We start from the raw sequence: 16,768 nt of genomic DNA, 5'->3' as shown, positions 1-16,768 counted from the left end.
TGTTAAAGACTTGGTGATGGATATACGTCGTTTCATGCCTAGACTTGGTACAAGAAAGTTATATTTTCTGCTGAAAGATAAACTGAAAGAGCGGGATATAAAGCTCGGTCGAGATGGCTTGTTTCGTTATTTAAGAGAAGAAGGTCTCTTGGTTAAGCCAAAACGTAGCTATACCAAGACAACGGACAGTAAACACTGGATGAAGAAGTACCCGAATCTCTTAGCAGGTCATCAACCGACAAGGTCAGAAGAAGTGTTTGTGAGCGATATTACCTATGTAGAAAGTGATGAAGGTGTGCATTATCTCTCGCTTGTGACAGACGCTTTTAATCGAAAAATCATGGGGTATAAACTCAGTCATGATATGAAAGCAGACAATGTCGTTAAAGCCTTAAAGAAAGCGGTTCAGTCTCGTAAAACGACAAAGCCACTAACGCATCATTCAGATAGAGGGTCGCAGTATTGTTCGGCTCTTTATCAAAAAGAATTACAACGTAATAAAATACGACCGTCGATGACAGATGGCTATGACTGCTACCAAAATGCGTTAGCAGAAAGGGTGAATGGCATATTGAAGCAAGAATTTTTGATTGGAAGATGCAGAACTTTTAAAGAGTTAGAAAGGCATATTAGTGAGTCTATTGATATTTATAATAGGTATCGACCTCACTTAAGTCTAAATATGAAAACACCAGAAGAAGTGCATGAAAAAGCCAGTATGGAATCCATACTGGCTTAACAAAAATCGTCAACGTATTTTAGGACGAGACATAAAGATTATTTACGCTGTGTATTTTTTGAATACCAAGCTGGCGTTAGTGCCACCAAATCCAAAGCTGTTAGACATGATCATATTTAGATCTACATTGTCTTTGCGAGTTGTAACCACTGGAATGTTTCCTGCGGCTGGATCAAGCTCATCAATGTTTGCAGAGGCAGCGATGAAGTTATTCTCCATCATTAGCAAGCAGTAGATTGCTTCATGAACACCCGCGGCACCTAATGAGTGACCTGAAAGAGATTTAGTAGAGCTAATCAATGGGATGTTATCACCGAAAGTCTCATTTACAGCTTGCAGTTCTTTCATATCGCCAGCAGGAGTACTTGTGCCATGAGTATTGATGTAATCAATGTCGCCATCAATTGTGCTCATAGCCATCTGCATGCAGCGCACTGCGCCTTCACCAGAAGGAGCTACCATGTCGTAGCCATCAGATGTTGCACCGTAACCTACTAGTTCAGCGTAGATTTTTGCACCACGAGCTTTAGCGTGTTCTAGCTCTTCGATAACTAGCATACCGCCGCCGCCAGCAATAACGAAACCATCGCGGTTTGCATCGTAAGCACGAGAAGCTTTTTCAGGTGTGTCGTTGTATTTAGAAGATAGAGCGCCCATAGCATCAAACATACAAGTTTGAGTCCAGCTTTCTTCTTCACCGCCACCTGCAAATACGATATCTTGTTTGCCAAGTTGGATTAGTTCCATGGCATTGCCGATACAGTGTGCACTGGTTGAGCATGCAGACGTGATGGAGTAGTTAACCCCTTTGATTTTAAAGGGCGTCGCTAAACAAGCAGAAACCGTGCTACCCATAGTTTGGGTTACTCGGTATGGTCCAACACGTTTGACGCCTTTCTCGCGAAGTGTATCTGCTGAATCAACAAGATTTTTAGCTGATGCGCCACCAGATCCTGCAACTAGCCCCGTGCGAATATTGGATACTTGGTCTTCTGTTAAACCTGAATCTAAAATAGCTTGTTGCATAGAGACGTAGGCGTAAGTTGCAGCATCGCCCATGAAGCGGCGGATCTTACGATCAATACTTTCTGCATCTAAATCAATACGACCACAAACGTGGCTACGAAAGCCATGCTCTTTGTAATCTTCAGCGAAACGAATACCAGATTGGCCCTCGCGCAAGGAGTTTAGAACGCTCTCTTTGTCATTGCCTAGGCAGCTGACAATGCCAAGACCTGTTACTACTACACGACGCATAAATGTGCCTCTTTCATTCTTAATCTTTAGAAGTTATCAGTTGAAGTGAATAAGCCAACACGCAAGTCTTTTGCTGTGTAAATTTCACGACCATCAACTTTAACGCTTCCGTCTGCAATCCCCATCACTAACTTACGTTCTATTACACGCTTAAGGTTAATGTGGAAGGTAACTTTTTTCGCTGTTGGAAGGATTTGTCCAGTGAATTTAACTTCGCCAGAACCGAGTGCGCGACCGCGGCCTTTGTTTCCTTTCCAACCTAGAAAAAATCCTACTAGCTGCCACATCGCATCTAAGCCAAGGCAGCCAGGCATAACTGGGTCGCCAGGAAAGTGACACTCGAAAAACCATAAGTCAGGATTAATATCTAGCTCAGCAATAATTTCGCCTTTGCCATATACCCCGCCCTCAGTCGAGATGTGAGTAATGCGATCCATCATTAGCATATTGCCGACAGGAAGCTGGGCATTGCCTGCACCAAACATTTCACCGTGGCCGCATTTTAATAGTTCGTCTTTTTCAAAAGATGAAGCTGTAGTCATTATAGTCCTATATCCACATCCAGCCGATGACTCAAAATAGTCCGGTGGATTGTTGTGGTCCAGTTTGCAGTAGAAAATCCAGCTGATTATATCGGTTTGGAACTCTAATATGAATGTTTGAACGGAAAAAAACCAAATTACCTGCATGAAAAGTGATCATTTTTACGTTGTCACAAGAATTTAATCTCTATGAAAGCTGCAAAAGTAGGTTTTTAAGTGATTTGCTAATACCGTTCTGTATTATTTTTTTCTGTTAATATATTTCTTCTAGTCATGTATTGGTTGTTTTGAGTGCCCTTATGAATTTAAAAAGAAGTAGAAATTTGGCTGCTTGGCGGCATCAATTTGGCGACGGTCATATTCAGGGATACTTGGGGCAAGTTAAAGAGAATCAATCAACAATTCATTTTCTTCATGGTAACGGCTTTTCAGTTAAGACTTACATGTGCTTTTTAGAAAAGCTTGAAGGCTACAATTTGATTATGCAGGATGCGGCAGGTCATGGTGAGTCAACGACTGGAAAGCGGTTTGTTGGTTGGAATATTACGGCCTCTCGTTTTTCTGAGTCGTTGCATGCGCAACAATTGGTACTACCGAAAACAGAATTAATTGGCGTCGGACACAGCTTTGGAGGCTGCATGACGGCGCTAATGAGTGCGCAAACGCCAGCTCTTTTCGATCGTTTGGTTCTATTGGATCCTGCGCTTTTTCCTCCACGTTTAATTTGGATGATGCGTGCTGTTAAGTTAACAGGTTTGAAGAGTCAGGTTCCTTTGGTAAAAAAGGCTCGTCGTCGGCGCACTCAATGGGAAAATCTTGCTCAAGTGAAAAGTAGCTTTTTTGAGCGGGGAACGTTCAAGGGATGGGAGTCTGCTTGCTTAGAGGATTATATAGCTTCATCTATTAAGCGCGATGAAGAGGGGTGCTATAGATTAGGTTGTCCATCTTGGATGGAGGCTGCGATTTTCTCTAGCTATCCCAAGCGACTCTGGACTGCGATTGCTAATATTTCTGTGCCTACTTGCATTATTCAAGGTAAAGATACCTTTGGCTATTTCAAAGAGGCCTATCGCCTAGCTGCTAAACTGAACCCGAATATTAAGGTGATTGAGGTCGATGGTGGGCATTGTTTCATGCTGCAAAATTCAACTATGGCTGCTCAGGCAGTAATGAATGTGTTGAAAAAGTAGCGTGGAAAAGTCAATAAAAAACCAAACATAGTTAAAATACAATGTTTGGTTTTTTATGTGATGTTTTTGCCTTTGACTAGTTGCGACGCTTTACTGATGCGTTGGCGAGTGCAACAAGTGCTTTTTTATAGTCAGACTCTGGCAATGGTGCAATAGATTCTATTGCCAAGTCTGCTTGCTCTTGTGCTTTTTGCTGTGTGTACTCAATGGCTCCGCAGTTTTGCACGTCATTTATAATTGACTTTAACTGGTCAAGGCCACCGGTTAATATGGCTTGTCTTACTCGCTCCACAGCGTCTTTAGGGCCATGTTTCATAGTGAAAATAAGCGGTAAGGTAGGTTTGCCTTCTGCAAGGTCGTCGCCAACACTTTTACCCATTTCCTCAGCGGTACTGGTGTAGTCCATCACATCATCAATTAACTGAAAAGCCGTTCCTACATACATGCCAAACTGTCTTAAGGCTTCTTGATGTTCTTTGCTTGCACCCGCAATAACGGCGCCACAAAGGGCTGCACCTTCAAACAATTTTGCTGTTTTGTATTGGATGACTTTTAAATAGCTTTCTTCCGTTGTATCTGGGTCGCCGCAGTTAATGAGTTGCTGAACTTCGCCTTCAGCAATGATATTAGTTGTTTTAGCAAGAACGCTCATGCATTGCATGCTGCCAACATCCACCATAATTTGGAAGGCGCGAGAATAAAGGAAATCGCCAACAAGAACGCTCGGGGCATTGCCCCACTCTTCATTGGCGGTCTTTTTCCCGCGGCGCATATCTGATTCATCAACAACATCATCATGTAATAGTGTTGATGTATGAATGAACTCTATGATGGTTGCCATTTGAATGGCTTGATCTAGTTTTTGTTTATCTAGTTCAGCACTCGCTTTGGCTGCTAATAACACCAATAGAGGTCGCAGTCGCTTTCCACCATTGCTTATGATGTAGTAGCCGATTTGCTCGATTAGAGGGATGTCACTACTAAGTTGTGACACAATATAGTCATTCACTTGGCCAAATTCATTGGCCACAACATCGTGTATTTGTATAGGTTGCATGCAATTTCCGAAGCTAAATAGTCCCAAGCTGATCAGCAAGTGTGCCTCATGCTAGGTAAGGCTTGTGTCAGGGTCAACCCAAAATACGAAAAATGTATAAAGACATTGCTTTTCACTTGTATTAGGTGGTGTGATTTTGTACAATCTCGCGTCCGATTTACCCACATTTTGCTCCCTATCATATGGTTAGTGATTTTTGTCCGATACGGTCAGGAACTTATTGCCACTAGAAGTAGGTCAAATTTAATTTCAGTAGCCGGGTAAATCTCATTGGAGAAGAACATGTTTGCAGTGATCAAAACTGGCGGTAAGCAATACCGTGTAGAAGAAGGCCAAACCCTTAAGGTTGAGAAATTAGCTGTTGAAGAAGGTGGCGCGATTCAATTCGACGACGTTCTTCTTGTATGCAATGGCGACGACGTTAAAGTTGGTGCACCAGTTGTAGAAGGCGCTAAAGTAACAGCTGAAGTTGTTGCTCATGGTCGCGGAGACAAAGTGAAAATTTTGAAATTCCGTCGTCGTAAGCACTCTATGAAGCGTATGGGTCATCGTCAGTGGTTCACGGAAGTGAAAATAACTGGTATTAACTAAGCGCTAACTATTCAAATTTAAGGAGTAAGTCATGGCTCATAAAAAGGCGGGTGGTAGTACTCGTAACGGTCGCGATTCCGAGTCGAAACGATTAGGTGTCAAACGTTTTGGTGGTCAAGTTGTGATCCCAGGTAACATCCTTGTTCGTCAGCGTGGTACTCAGTTCCACCCTGGTGTTGGTGTTCAAATTGGTAAAGATCACACTTTGTTCGCTGTTGTTGAAGGCCAAGTGAAGTTTGAAGTGAAAGGTAAGTTGAAGCGTCGTACAGTTTCTGTCGTAGCTGCTTAATCGCTTACTAAAAACTTAAAAAAAGCTCCGCGACGCGGGGCTTTTTTTTTGGAAGAATTCTATAATCAGAGTTTGTTGATTCTGATAATCCACCGAAGAGGTGTTATTGTGAAATTTGTTGATGAAGCCAGTATCTATGTAAGAGCAGGTAAAGGTGGAAATGGGGCGTTGAGTTTTTGGCGTGAAAAATTTGTCGCTAAAGGTGGCCCTGATGGCGGTGATGGTGGTAATGGCGGCAGTGTTGTGTTGGTTGCTGATGAAGCGCTAAATACCTTGATTGACTTTCGTTTTACGAAAAAGTACATCGCTGAAAGTGGTGAAGGTGGTCAGGGTCGAGATATGACTGGCTCGAAAGGTGCTGACCTAGAAATTAAAGTGCCTGTTGGTACGACTGTCATTGATGAAGATACCGGCGAGACGCTTGGTGATCTTGTTCGTGACGGTCAAAAGCTAAAAGTAGCTCAAGGCGGCCACCATGGTTTGGGGAATACTCGATTTAAATCAAGTACTAACCGTGCACCACGACAGACTACGAAAGGTACGGTAGGTGAAGAGCGTACGCTGAAGCTAGAGATGAAGGTCTTGGCTGATGTGGGATTGCTTGGTCTTCCTAATGCAGGGAAATCGACTTTTATTCGTGCGGTTTCTTCTGCTAAGCCAAAAGTGGCTGATTATCCTTTTACAACCTTAGTGCCGAACCTTGGTGTGGTAAAAGTGAAGAAACACCAGAGCTTCGTTATCGCCGATATTCCTGGCATTATCGAGGGTGCATCTGAAGGTGCTGGTCTTGGTATTCGTTTCTTGAAGCACTTGGTGCGTAACCGTATTTTGTTGCACATCGTTGATTTAGCTCCTTGGGATGAAATTACTCCAGCAGAAGCTGCCGTTATTGCGGTGAATGAATTGCATCAGTTTAGCCCTGCTTTGGCAGAGCGTGAACGTTGGTTGGTTTTGAATAAAACAGACATGGTGCCAGAAGATGAACTGGAAGAGCGTTGCCAGAGTGTTATTGATGCACTTGGATGGGAAGGCAAGGCTTACCGCATTTCTGCGATATCTGGTGAAGGCACAGAAGTTTTGTGTTTGGATTTGATGACGGCACTCGATGAAAAACGTGAGTTGTTACTAGAAAGTCCAGAAGCTCGTGAGAAAGAAAAAGCAGTGCGCGCCTTGATTGATGAAGAAGGTCGCAATCGTATTATGTCATTACGTGAAAAACGTCGTAAAGCAGGATTGTTGCTTGATGATGACGATTTTGATGAGGATGACTACGATGTTGAAGTGGAATACGTTAGCTAATCTGATTGGTGAGAATAAGTAGTATCATGGAAATGCGAGAAAAAATAGCTAAGGCGCAGCGTGTCGTTGTTAAAATCGGCAGTGCGTTACTGACAAACGATGGTCAGGGGTTGGATGTTGCCCGAATTGGTCTTTGGGTTGCTCAAATTGCTGAGTTGCGAGCGCAAGGAAAGGAAGTGGTGTTAGTGTCTTCTGGTTCGATTGCTGCTGGTATGAAGCGTCTTGGTTTTTCTTCTCGCCCCACTCAAGTAAATGAACTGCAAGCCGCGGCAGCAGTTGGGCAGATGGAATTGGTTGGGGTTTATGAGTCTCACTTTGAGAAGCATGGTTTGTGTACTGCACAAATTTTGCTTACCCATGATGATTTGTCGAACCGTCGGCGCTATTTAAATGCTCGATCTTCGTTGAGGACTCTACTTGGTTTTGGTGTTGTACCTATAATTAACGAAAATGACACAGTTGTAACCGATGAAATACGGTTTGGTGACAATGATACACTGGGGGCTTTGGTTGCCAATCTTGTTGAGGCGGATTTGTTAATCATCCTTACTGATCAGCAAGGGCTGTTCGATAAAAATCCACGTGATCATCAGGATGCAACTTTAATCTCTCATATATCAGCATCTGACAATCGTCTTGAGTCGATGGCAAGTGGTGGAGCTGGTGTGCTAGGTAGTGGTGGGATGTTAACCAAGGTGCGAGCTGCGCTTTTGGCGGCCCGCTCTGGTGCGGATACCTTGATAGCTTCAGGTCGCGAAGAAAATGTAATTGTTCGTGTTGCGTCAGGTGAAATGATGGGAACTTGGTTGCAGCCGGAACACGGAAGGGTGGCAGCGCGTAAGCAATGGTTGGCTGGGCATTTGAAGAGTCGTGGTGCTTTAATTTTAGATGATGGTGCCGTAAAAGCGTTGCGAAAAGAAGGTACGAGTCTTTTGGCTGTCGGTGTGAAAGATGCGCAGGGGACTTTTTCGCGCGGAGACATGGTTGTTTGTGTCGATTTGCAAGGTGGTCTGGTTGCTCGCGGCTTGGTGAACTACAGCGTGGCTGAAACGTTGAAGCTGCTTGGTCAGCCTTCGTCGAATATCGGAGCGATTTTGGGTTACAAGGGTGAGCCAGAATTAATTCATCGTGATGATTTAGTGATTATTTAAAGAGGTGGTAGTGTCATGGCAAAGCCAGGTAAAGTAGGTTTAGATCGCGTATTAAGTGCTTCGAAATATTCCTATCAAGGTTTGCGAGCTCAATGGAAGTATGAAGCAGCTTTTCGTCAAGAGGCTGTTTTATTTTTGATTTCTTTGCCTTTTGCTATCTGGCTTGGTGATAACGGTCTTGAGCGCGCTGTGTTGATTTTTTCAGTGGGCTTGGTGTTGATTGTTGAAACGCTGAACTCAAGTGTTGAGGCGGTGGTTGATCGAATTAGTAGTGAGCATCATGAGTTGTCTGGTCGTGCGAAAGATTTAGGTTCGGCGGCAGTGATGTTGGCTTTGGTCTTGGCGGCAGTGGTTTGGCTGGTGGTTTTGTTTGGCTGATGCTGTTTGGACGGAAAGTCGAGGTATATTTTTAAGCGTATAAATAAAAGACATAAAAAAACCGGCATTTGCCGGTTTTTTTATAGGTATTAGGCCAGTGCTTTGATTTTAGCACTCAAGCGGCTCTTATGGCGAGCTGCTTTGTTTTTGTGATATAGGCCTTTGTCAGCGGCTTTGTCTAGCTTAGAAGTTGCTAGAACGTAAGCTGCTTGTGCGTCAGCTTGATTGCCTGCTTCGATAGCTGCATCTACTTTTTTCAAGTATGTGCGAACCATTGAACGAAGGCTACCATTGTGAGCGCGGCTTTTTACTGCTTGGCGCGCGCGTTTTTTTGAACCGGCGGAATTTGCCACGGTCTGGCTCCTTTAAATTGGAATAAGTAATGACCCAGCACTCTGCTGTGTCATGAAATTAATGTCAAGTTTTAACTTTGAAATCTCGCGGCGGATTTTACCAGTTTTTAGCGTTGCCACAACCCTATTATACAAAAATTAGTCAAATGAGCTTATATATTTGGCTGCGCTCTGGTAGTGCCTGGTGTTATTCTTTGTCGATCTATCTATTGTATACGTCGTAAATTTTTATGTCTGAAAAAAAATCTCTCCTCGATAAAGAGCCTAAGTCTTTGTCTTTGTTACGTTCTGGTGTCTTGGTTTCTATTTGCACATTTCTTTCGCGTGTTCTTGGCTTGGTGAGAGACGCTGCTTTGGCGTATGTATTGGGGGCAAGCGGCAGTGCGGATGCGTTTTATGTTGCTTTTAAAATTCCTAACTTTTTTCGTCGATTATTTGCCGAAGGGGCGTTTGCTCAGGCTTTTGTCCCTGTATTAAGTGATTACAGAGTAAAAGAAGGTAAGGATGAGGTTCGGGCGCTTATCTCTGCTGTATCAGGGTCGCTGGCTTTGGTCTTGTTACTTATTACTGTGCTTTTTATGGTTTGTGCTCCTTGGGTGGTGTATGTATTTGCCCCTGGTTTTACTGCAGATGACAGTCAGGCTAAATTGGCTTCCGAGCTGTTAGTTATTACGTTTCCCTATCTATTGTTTATTTCGTTAACAGCGCTGGCGGGTGGTATTTTAAATGCTCACGGTGAATATGCTGTTCCTGCAATTACCCCGATTTTTTTAAACATCTCTCTTATTGTTGCAACTGTTTGTTTTGCTCGTACAGCTGCGCAGGCTGAGACGGCCGTTGCTTGGGGGGTGTTTTTTGCGGGTTTGATTCAGCTGATGTTTCAAATGCCGTTTTTAGCTAGGTTGAAATTGCTACCGATGCCTGTGCTGGGTTTTCGTCATCCAGGGGTGAAGAGAATTCTGCTTTTAATGGGGCCGGCTTTATTTGGTGTGTCTGTCGGGCAGATTAATTTGCTGCTTGATACTGTGCTTGCTTCTTTTCTGCAGACCGGCAGTATCACTTGGTTGTATTTGTCCGATCGTTTGTATGAGTTACCACTGGGTATTTTTGCTATCGCGATCAGTACTGTTATCTTGCCTTCTTTGTCGCGAAGTTTTTCTGGTGGCGAAGCGTCAAAGTTTTCTGAAACGCTCGATTGGGCACTGCGAATACTGTTGCTGATTGCGATTCCGTCTTCTCTTGCTTTGTTTATGTTAGCTGAACCTTTGATTGCGACGATTTTTTATCGAGGTGAGTTAACAGTGAATGATGTTCATATGGCTGCTCAGAGTCTGCAAGCTTATTCGTTAGGTTTAGTGTTTATGATGCTTATTAAAGTGTTGGCCCCAGGATATTACGCTAGGCAAGATACTAGAACGCCTGTGCGTATTGGTATTATCGCGATGATTTCAAATATGGTGCTGAATTTGATTTTGGTGTGGCCACTGGGGCATGTGGGGTTAGCGTTGGCGACAAGTCTGTCTGCTGGTTTGAATGCTTTCTTATTATGGCGCGGATTGTACAAAAAACAATATCATGTATTTTCTGCTCAATGGGGGCGTTTGCTACGTATATTGTTGAGTGCTACCTTTGCGCTTGGTATATGTTTGTATTTGTTTCTTCTTCAAGGTTGGCAATGGACGCAGATGGATGACTTGTATCGAGTAGGTTGTACCTTGATAGTTGTCGTTTGCGGTGTGCTGGTCTACGTTCTTGTTGCGATAGCTGCAGGTTTACGTCCTTCCATTTTAAAGCATTAGGTGTATTAAAGTGTTTTTTTGCTTTGATTATTGGTTTGCACAGCTTGTTCAAGTTCTGGCCTACCTTCATCTGGTTAACTGCTATATAATCCATGATATTTTTTCGACGCTGGATTTAATTGTTTTGTACGGGGTTCTATGGAGTTAATTCGCGGTATTCATAATATCCGTTCAAAGCATAAAGAATGCGTGCTGACGATAGGGAATTTTGACGGTGTTCATTTGGGGCACGGTGCTATCCTAGCGCGCGTCAAAGCCTTGGCGAAACAATACAATTCGCCTGCTGCTATAATGATTTTTGAGCCTCAGCCGCGCGAGTTTTTTGCTCCTGATACGGCGCCTGGTCGAATTGGTCGTCTGCGTGACAAGGTGAAATTATTGGAAGGGCAGGGTATCGATTATGTTCTTTGCATGCCGTTCAATCCTAAACTTCAACAGTTAGATGCTCAGGCATTCTGTCAGCAGATTTTGCTAGATGGTTTGTCAGTAAAGCATTTGGTGGTGGGTGATGATTTTCGCTTTGGTTGTGATCGACAAGGTGACTTTTACTATCTGCAAGAGTTTGGTGGTCAGCATGGCTTTGATGTTGAAAATACACCGTCAGTGTTAAACGCTTTGAATGAGCGAGTGAGTAGTACTCTGGTTAGGGATGCTCTAGAGCGCGGTGATATCGCTGCCGCACAGATGAATATGGGGCACTCGGTTAGTTTGAGTGGTCGTGTGGTACATGGACAACAACTTGGTCGAAAGCTGGGTTTCCCTACGGCTAACGTGCATCTTAAAGGTATTAAGTCTGCGTTGTCTGGTGTGTATGCTGTGACCTTTATGGTTGATAGCGTCTCCCATAACGGTGTGGCGAATATTGGTGTGCGTCCTACCGTCCAAGGCAAGACGCCGATACTGGAAGTGCACTTGTTAGATTTTAGTGGTGATCTGTACGATAAGTATGTGCAGGTGACTTTCTGTCACTTTATTAGGGCAGAGCGAAAAATGGCCAGCTTAGATGCGCTGGAAAAACAAATTCAATGTGATAAAGAAGAAGCGCTGCGCTTTTTTGCTAATCAGTGAAAAGATGATCTTTGAGGATGAATCGATAAACCATGAGTGATTATAAACCGACACTGAATTTGCCAGATACTGACTTCCCAATGCGTGGAGATTTGGCAAAACGTGAGCCTGCAATGCTTAAGCGTTGGCAGGATATGGACTTATACCAGAAAGTACGTGATGTAAGTAAAGGCCGCAAATCTTTTATTCTTCATGATGGCCCTCCGTACGCAAATGGCAGTATTCACATTGGCCACGCGGTTAACAAAATCCTCAAAGATATTATTGTTAAATCTAAAACCGTTAGTGGCTTTGATGCTCCTTATATTCCTGGTTGGGATTGTCACGGCTTGCCAATAGAGCACAAAGTTGAGCAATTGATTGGTAAAGCGGGAACGAAAGTTTCTTATAAAGAGTTTCGCGCGAAATGTCGTGAATACGCTTATACGCAAATTGAGGAACAGAAAAAAGACTTTATCCGTCTTGGCGTGATGGGGGATTGGGAAAATCCTTATCTGACAATGAACTTCCAAACAGAAGCCAACATTGTTCGCGCTTTAGGCAAAATTGCAGAAAACGGCCATTTGGTAAAAGGCTTTAAGCCTGTTTATTGGAGTGTTGTTGGTGGTTCTGCGTTGGCAGAAGCCGAAGTGGAATACCAGGATAAAACCTCTTTATCTTTAGATGTACGTTATGCCCCTCAGGATGAAGCAGCTTTGCTTGCTAAATTCTCTGCTGTTGAAGGTGAAGGCAAAGTGTCGGTTGTGATTTGGACGACAACGCCTTGGACTCTTCCTGCAAGCCAAGCGGTTTCTATTCATCCAGAGTTTAATTATGCCTTAGTTGAAGTCGATATGGGCTTGGGCAAAGAGCGTCTAATCTTGGCTGAAGATATGGTTGCAAGTGTTATGTCTCGCTACGGCGTAACAGATTTCCGTATTGTTGGTCGTACCGTTGGTGCTGAACTGGCGGGCACAGTGCTGAATCACCCATTCTTGCAGCGCGATATCCCTGTCATCTTGGGCGAGCATGTTACGACTGAAGCGGGTACCGGCTGTGTGCATACTGCACCTGACCACGGCGTAGATGACTTTAACGTCGGTCGTGAAAATGGCATTGGTACTATCAACCTTGTTCAAGACAATGGTGTTTACTCTGATGCTGCAGGCGAGTTTGCTGGATTGCATGTCTATAAAGTGGATGATGCTATTCTTGAAGCGCTAAACCGCAACAGTGCTTTAGTGTTTGAATCCAAGATCTTCCACAGTTATCCGCATTGCTGGCGTACTAAAACGCCACTCATCTTCCGTGCGACGCCTCAGTGGTTTATCAGTATGACCAAAGAAGGTTTGCTGGATTCTGCTAAGCATGCTGTTGAAGGTGTGAAGTGGGTGCCAAGCTGGGGGCAAAACCGTATGGAAGGGATGTTGAATAACAGCCCTGATTGGTGTGTGTCTCGTCAGCGTACTTGGGGTGTACCGATTGCGTTATTTATCAACAAAGAGACTCAAGAGCTTCATCCTGAAACGCCGCGTTTAATCGAGGAAGTTGCTAAGCGTATCGAAGCTGAAGGCATCGATGCTTGGTTTGAAATGGAAGCGGAAGAGTTGTTGGGTGCTGATGCTGAAAAATACAGCAAGGTAACTGATACGCTAGATGTATGGTTTGACTCAGGTGTGACCCATTATTCTGTTATTGATCAGCGTGATGAATTGAGTTTCCCTGCTGATTTGTACCTAGAAGGTTCGGATCAGCATCGTGGTTGGTTTCAGTCTTCATTAAAGACATCTATCGCAATTCGTGGTGTGCCTCCATATAAGCAAGTGTTAACTCACGGTTTTACCGTTGATGGTGACGGCCGCAAGATGTCCAAGTCTTTGGGGAACGTATTGTCTCCACAGAAAGTTATGGATACTTTGGGGGCTGACATTATCCGTTTATGGGTAGCGGCGACTGATTACACCACGGAAATGACTGTGTCTGATGAAATTCTTAAGCGAGTGGCAGACTCTTATCGTCGTATCCGTAATACGGCGCGCTTTATGATGGCAAACTTGAATGGCTTCAACCCTGCTACTGATATGGTGCCTTCTAAAGACATGATTGCATTGGATCGTTGGATTGTAGATCGTGCTGCGTTATTGCAAAAAGAATTGAATACAGCTTACAACGAATACCAATTCCATACGGTAAACCAAAAGATCCAGAATTTCTGTTCTGTGGATTTAGGTGGTTTCTATTTGGATGTTATTAAAGATCGTCAATACACGACGCAAAAAGACAGCTTGGCACGTCGCTCAGCGCAAACGGCGCTTTATCATGTGATCGAAGCCTTCTCTCGTTGGATTGCACCGATCTTGAGTTTCACTGCTGATGAAATTTGGCAAACCCTTCCTGGTGAGCGTGGTGAATCTGTGTTCCTAGAGACTTGGTATGAAGGTCTTGAAGAGCTGACGGGCGACGAAGCAATGGGGCGTGAATTCTGGAAACAAGTGCTTGAAGCAAAAGTAGCGACAAATAAAGTATTAGAAGCGGCGCGTAGTGAAGGCAAGATGAAGGCCAGCTTAAGTGCTGATATCACACTTTATTGTGATGATGCTTTGCAAACAACATTGAATCGCCTAGGTGAGGAGTTGCGTTTTGTATTGATTGCTTCCGACGTTCAGGTTCTACCTTTATCACAAGCAGGTGAAGATGCCGTTGCCACCGACTTAGATGGCTTGAAAGTTCATGTTGAACTGAGCAAATACACCAAGTGTGTACGCTGCTGGCATCACCGTGAAGAAGTAGGTAAGCGAGACGCGCATCCAGAGTTGTGTGATCGTTGTATCTCTAACTTGCCAGATGGGGAAGGTGAACAGCGCCTTTACGCCTAATGACTGCTTTGATTGTGTGGAAACGAGTCCAGCGCTGGTGGGCACTAGCTCTTATTCTTTTTGTTTTAGATTGGGTAACAAAACAAGCGGTTGTGTCCAACCTATTTTATGGACAAGAGATTGCCGTTTTTCCATTCTTTGACCTGACATTGAGGTACAACACTGGTGCTGCATTTAGCTTCCTTGCGCAAGCTGGTGGCTGGCAGCGCTGGTTTTTCTCTTTGATCGCATTGGCTGTGGTTGTTGGTATTAGTTGGCGTCTTGTTAAGATCGCAGAAACCAACCGATTGGAATCATTGGCACTGACTTTTGTGTTGGGTGGCGCGATTGGTAATCTTTATGATCGTTTGGTTTATGGTCATGTTGTAGACTTTTTACAATTTCATTGGCAGCAATCCTGGTATTTTCCCGCGTTCAACCTTGCTGACAGTGCTATTACTATTGGTGTCATTTTAATGCTGCTTGAAAGTTTTGTGACTAAAAAGCAAGAAGGTACAAAAGAATGAGCGTAATTACGGCAACAAGCCGAGTCACTTTGCACTTTGAGCTATCTCTTGAAGATGGTCAAATTGTTGATTCTAACTTTTCTCAGTCTCCAGCGAGCTTTGTCTTTGGTGACGGTAGTTTATTACCTGATTTTGAGTCTGCTTTATTGGGTATGACGGCTGGGCAAGAGGCTTCTTTTGCGATGCCGCCAGAAAAGGCGTTTGGTGCGCACAATCAAAGTAACATTCAGCGTATACCTCGCTCGCAATTTTTCATGGATTTGGAAGAAGGCATGGTAGTGTCGTTTGCGGATATGAGTAAAAACGAATTGCCGGGTGTTATTGCTGAAATTGGTGAAAAAGAAGTAGTGGTCGATTTTAATCACCCTCTAGCTGGGCACACTTTAACATTTAGAGTGAATATTGTTGCGATTGAAGAGGCTGCAGTATGAGTTTCGCGATTCAACTTGCCAATCCACGTGGTTTTTGTGCCGGTGTTGACCGAGCGATAGATATTGTTAATCGTTGCTTGGATTTGTTTGAAGCGCCAATCTACGTTCGTCATGAAGTTGTACACAATAAATTTGTTGTTGAATCTTTAAAAGCACGTGGTGCTGTTTTTGTTGATGAGCTGGACCAAGTACCTGATGACAACATCGTTATATTTAGCGCTCATGGCGTGTCCAAAGCGGTGCGTGATGAAGCAACGAATAGGGGGTTAAAAGTATTTGATGCAACTTGTCCATTAGTGACCAAAGTGCATTTAGAAGTGTTGCGATACTCTCGTGACGGGATGGAATGTGTTTTGATTGGTCATGATGGTCATCCTGAAGTAGAAGGGACCATGGGGCAATACGATGATCGTCAAGGTGGCGCTATCTATTTAGTAGAGAGCCCTGCCGATGTAGAAAAGCTGGAAGTAAAGAATCCTGAGCGCCTTGCCTTTGTTACTCAAACAACATTATCTATGGATGATACTTCTGTTGTTATTGATGCGCTTCGAAAACACTTTCCGTTGATTCGCGGCCCTAAGAAAGATGATATTTGTTACGCCACACAGAATCGTCAAGATGCTGTGAAGACACTAGCAGAAGAATCTGAATTAGTACTGGTTGTTGGTTCAGTGAATAGCTCCAATTCAAACCGTCTTCGTGAGCTGGCTGAAAGAATGGGGGCGAAAGCCTATTTGATCGACAATGCCAATGAGATTCAGTGCGATTGGTTGAAAGGTATTCGTAGTATTGGCGTAACTGCTGGAGCCTCTGCGCCTGAAGTGCTTGTTAATGAGGTAATTGACCGCCTTGTTAAAGAGGGTGGAAGTGCACCTCAAGAACTAAAAGGCAGAGAAGAGAACGTGTCTTTCTCTATGCCAAAAGAACTTCGTATTGTTGAGGTGTAATGCCTTTTTAATTAATTTTAAAATTAATTTAAAAAAGGGTTGCACAAAATCTGTAGATCCTTAATATACGCCCTCGCTGACACGGACAAGGCTTCAGAGCAACGAAGACCAAGTTCAACTAACTAGATTAAGATCTGGTTAAGTATTCAAGTCAGCCCGCTCTTTAAAATAGATAATCAGATAATTTGTGTGGGCGCTCGCTGGAGGCTTCAGAAGATTGTCCGGATCAGTTTTTAACTGATTCGAGATGATCAAAAAAATTGAAGTCTTGCGAAACGTCTAACACGTCAATTCGCTTTATGTTGTTTTGTTGTTC

At 43.7% G+C, this 16,768-nt stretch carries 17 protein-coding genes; 13 read left to right on the top strand and 4 right to left on the bottom strand.

Translation table 11 applies throughout. The features are described from left to right. Positions 1-739, top strand: a 739-nt coding sequence (locus B6N13_RS22755; RefSeq protein ID WP_169460702.1) for an IS3 family transposase, incomplete at its 5' end; no start/stop codon positions are given. A 42-nt stretch (positions 740-781) separates the two neighbouring features. Here the strand turns inward: B6N13_RS22755 and fabB are convergent. Beyond that, on the bottom strand, positions 782-1,996 hold the full coding sequence (gene fabB / locus B6N13_RS22750) for a beta-ketoacyl-ACP synthase I (protein WP_012071902.1): 1,215 nt from the start codon (positions 1,994-1,996) through the stop codon (positions 782-784). A 26-nt stretch (positions 1,997-2,022) separates the two neighbouring features. Beyond that, positions 2,023-2,538 carry a 3-hydroxyacyl-[acyl-carrier-protein] dehydratase FabA gene (gene fabA, locus B6N13_RS22745; RefSeq protein WP_012071901.1) on the bottom strand — a complete coding sequence of 172 codons (516 nt, stop codon included), beginning with the start codon at positions 2,536-2,538 and terminating at the stop codon, positions 2,023-2,025. Positions 2,539-2,837: 299 nt separating this feature from the next. On the opposite strand from fabA, the gene B6N13_RS22740 reads away from it, so the two are divergent. After that, on the top strand, positions 2,838-3,728 hold the full coding sequence (locus tag B6N13_RS22740; RefSeq protein WP_012071900.1) for an alpha/beta hydrolase: 891 nt from the start codon (positions 2,838-2,840) through the stop codon (positions 3,726-3,728). A gap of 76 nt (positions 3,729-3,804) precedes the next feature. Here B6N13_RS22740 and ispB read toward each other — a convergent pair whose 3' ends face one another. Next, positions 3,805-4,785 carry an octaprenyl diphosphate synthase gene (ispB, locus tag B6N13_RS22735; protein WP_169460701.1) on the bottom strand — a complete coding sequence of 327 codons (981 nt, stop codon included), beginning with the start codon at positions 4,783-4,785 and terminating at the stop codon, positions 3,805-3,807. Positions 4,786-5,067: 282 nt separating this feature from the next. Here ispB and rplU point away from each other — a divergent pair, with 282 nt between their 5' ends. From rplU to B6N13_RS22710, 5 genes are all read left to right on the top strand, one after another. Next, the gene (gene rplU, locus B6N13_RS22730) at positions 5,068-5,376 is read left to right on the top strand and encodes a 50S ribosomal protein L21 (protein ID WP_012071898.1); all 309 of its coding nucleotides are present in this window, start codon (positions 5,068-5,070) and stop codon (positions 5,374-5,376) included. Between the two features lie 31 nt (positions 5,377-5,407). Beyond that, positions 5,408-5,665, top strand: coding sequence for a 50S ribosomal protein L27 (rpmA, locus tag B6N13_RS22725; protein WP_012071897.1), 258 nt, complete (start codon positions 5,408-5,410; stop codon positions 5,663-5,665). A gap of 108 nt (positions 5,666-5,773) precedes the next feature. Next, on the top strand, positions 5,774-6,964 hold the full coding sequence (gene cgtA, locus B6N13_RS22720; RefSeq protein ID WP_012071896.1) for an Obg family GTPase CgtA: 1,191 nt from the start codon (positions 5,774-5,776) through the stop codon (positions 6,962-6,964). Positions 6,965-6,990: 26 nt separating this feature from the next. Beyond that, positions 6,991-8,115 (top strand): glutamate 5-kinase, encoded by a 1,125-nt coding sequence (gene proB / locus B6N13_RS22715; RefSeq protein ID WP_012071895.1) that lies wholly within the window; start codon positions 6,991-6,993, stop codon positions 8,113-8,115. 15 nt (positions 8,116-8,130) lie between these two features. After that, positions 8,131-8,493, top strand: a complete 363-nt coding sequence (locus B6N13_RS22710; protein WP_012071894.1) for a diacylglycerol kinase — start codon at positions 8,131-8,133, stop codon at positions 8,491-8,493. 89 nt (positions 8,494-8,582) lie between these two features. On the opposite strand, the gene rpsT is transcribed toward B6N13_RS22710, so the two are convergent. Beyond that, positions 8,583-8,846: a 30S ribosomal protein S20 gene (gene rpsT, locus B6N13_RS22705; RefSeq protein ID WP_012071893.1), complete on the bottom strand. Its 264-nt coding sequence runs from the start codon at positions 8,844-8,846 to the stop codon at positions 8,583-8,585. A 230-nt stretch (positions 8,847-9,076) separates the two neighbouring features. Here rpsT and murJ point away from each other — a divergent pair, with 230 nt between their 5' ends. The 6 genes from murJ (at position 9,077) to ispH (ending at position 16,452) form a co-directional block, all read left to right on the top strand. Further along, complete coding sequence (gene murJ / locus B6N13_RS22700) at positions 9,077-10,645, top strand: murein biosynthesis integral membrane protein MurJ (RefSeq protein ID WP_169460700.1); 1,569 nt, start codon at positions 9,077-9,079, stop codon at positions 10,643-10,645. Positions 10,646-10,783: 138 nt separating this feature from the next. Continuing rightward, the gene (ribF, locus tag B6N13_RS22695) at positions 10,784-11,713 is read left to right on the top strand and encodes a bifunctional riboflavin kinase/FAD synthetase (RefSeq protein ID WP_012071891.1); all 930 of its coding nucleotides are present in this window, start codon (positions 10,784-10,786) and stop codon (positions 11,711-11,713) included. Positions 11,714-11,745: 32 nt separating this feature from the next. Then, on the top strand, positions 11,746-14,568 hold the full coding sequence (gene ileS / locus B6N13_RS22690) for an isoleucine--tRNA ligase (RefSeq protein ID WP_169460699.1): 2,823 nt from the start codon (positions 11,746-11,748) through the stop codon (positions 14,566-14,568). Continuing rightward, complete coding sequence (lspA, locus tag B6N13_RS22685; RefSeq protein ID WP_072841785.1) at positions 14,568-15,074, top strand: signal peptidase II; 507 nt, start codon at positions 14,568-14,570, stop codon at positions 15,072-15,074. Before ileS ends, lspA begins: the two co-directional genes overlap by 1 nt. Further along, positions 15,071-15,505, top strand: coding sequence for a peptidylprolyl isomerase (locus tag B6N13_RS22680; protein ID WP_169460698.1), 435 nt, complete (start codon positions 15,071-15,073; stop codon positions 15,503-15,505). Before lspA ends, B6N13_RS22680 begins: the two co-directional genes overlap by 4 nt. Continuing rightward, positions 15,502-16,452, top strand: a complete 951-nt coding sequence (gene ispH, locus B6N13_RS22675; RefSeq protein ID WP_169460697.1) for a 4-hydroxy-3-methylbut-2-enyl diphosphate reductase — start codon at positions 15,502-15,504, stop codon at positions 16,450-16,452. The genes B6N13_RS22680 and ispH overlap by 4 nt, the downstream gene beginning before the upstream one ends. Positions 16,453-16,768 lie beyond the last annotated feature (316 nt).

Source organism: Marinomonas sp. UCMA 3892 (genome assembly GCF_012726345.1).
In the GTDB taxonomy this organism is placed as follows: domain Bacteria; phylum Pseudomonadota; class Gammaproteobacteria; order Pseudomonadales; family Marinomonadaceae; genus Marinomonas.
The sequence above is the reverse complement of the archived record's forward strand: the minus strand, read 5'-3'. Positions and strand labels throughout refer to the sequence as shown.

Excerpts from the sequence above, each read along its gene's own strand:
- proB (WP_012071895.1), top strand. The coding sequence starts at position 6,991 with ATGGAAATGCGAGAAAAAATAGCTAAGGCGCAGCGTGTCGTTGTTAAA.
- ribF (WP_012071891.1), top strand. The coding sequence starts at position 10,784 with ATGGAGTTAATTCGCGGTATTCATAATATCCGTTCAAAGCATAAAGAA.
- fabB (WP_012071902.1), bottom strand. The coding sequence starts at position 1,996 with ATGCGTCGTGTAGTAGTAACAGGTCTTGGCATTGTCAGCTGCCTAGGC.
- fabA (WP_012071901.1), bottom strand. The coding sequence starts at position 2,538 with ATGACTACAGCTTCATCTTTTGAAAAAGACGAACTATTAAAATGCGGC.
- rplU (WP_012071898.1), top strand. The coding sequence starts at position 5,068 with ATGTTTGCAGTGATCAAAACTGGCGGTAAGCAATACCGTGTAGAAGAA.
- rpmA (WP_012071897.1), top strand. The coding sequence starts at position 5,408 with ATGGCTCATAAAAAGGCGGGTGGTAGTACTCGTAACGGTCGCGATTCC.
- murJ (WP_169460700.1), top strand. The coding sequence starts at position 9,077 with ATGTCTGAAAAAAAATCTCTCCTCGATAAAGAGCCTAAGTCTTTGTCT.
- lspA (WP_072841785.1), top strand. The coding sequence starts at position 14,568 with ATGACTGCTTTGATTGTGTGGAAACGAGTCCAGCGCTGGTGGGCACTA.
- ispB (WP_169460701.1), bottom strand. The coding sequence starts at position 4,785 with ATGCAACCTATACAAATACACGATGTTGTGGCCAATGAATTTGGCCAA.
- B6N13_RS22740 (WP_012071900.1), top strand. The coding sequence starts at position 2,838 with ATGAATTTAAAAAGAAGTAGAAATTTGGCTGCTTGGCGGCATCAATTT.
- B6N13_RS22680 (WP_169460698.1), top strand. The coding sequence starts at position 15,071 with ATGAGCGTAATTACGGCAACAAGCCGAGTCACTTTGCACTTTGAGCTA.
- B6N13_RS22710 (WP_012071894.1), top strand. The coding sequence starts at position 8,131 with ATGGCAAAGCCAGGTAAAGTAGGTTTAGATCGCGTATTAAGTGCTTCG.
- ileS (WP_169460699.1), top strand. The coding sequence starts at position 11,746 with ATGAGTGATTATAAACCGACACTGAATTTGCCAGATACTGACTTCCCA.
- ispH (WP_169460697.1), top strand. The coding sequence starts at position 15,502 with ATGAGTTTCGCGATTCAACTTGCCAATCCACGTGGTTTTTGTGCCGGT.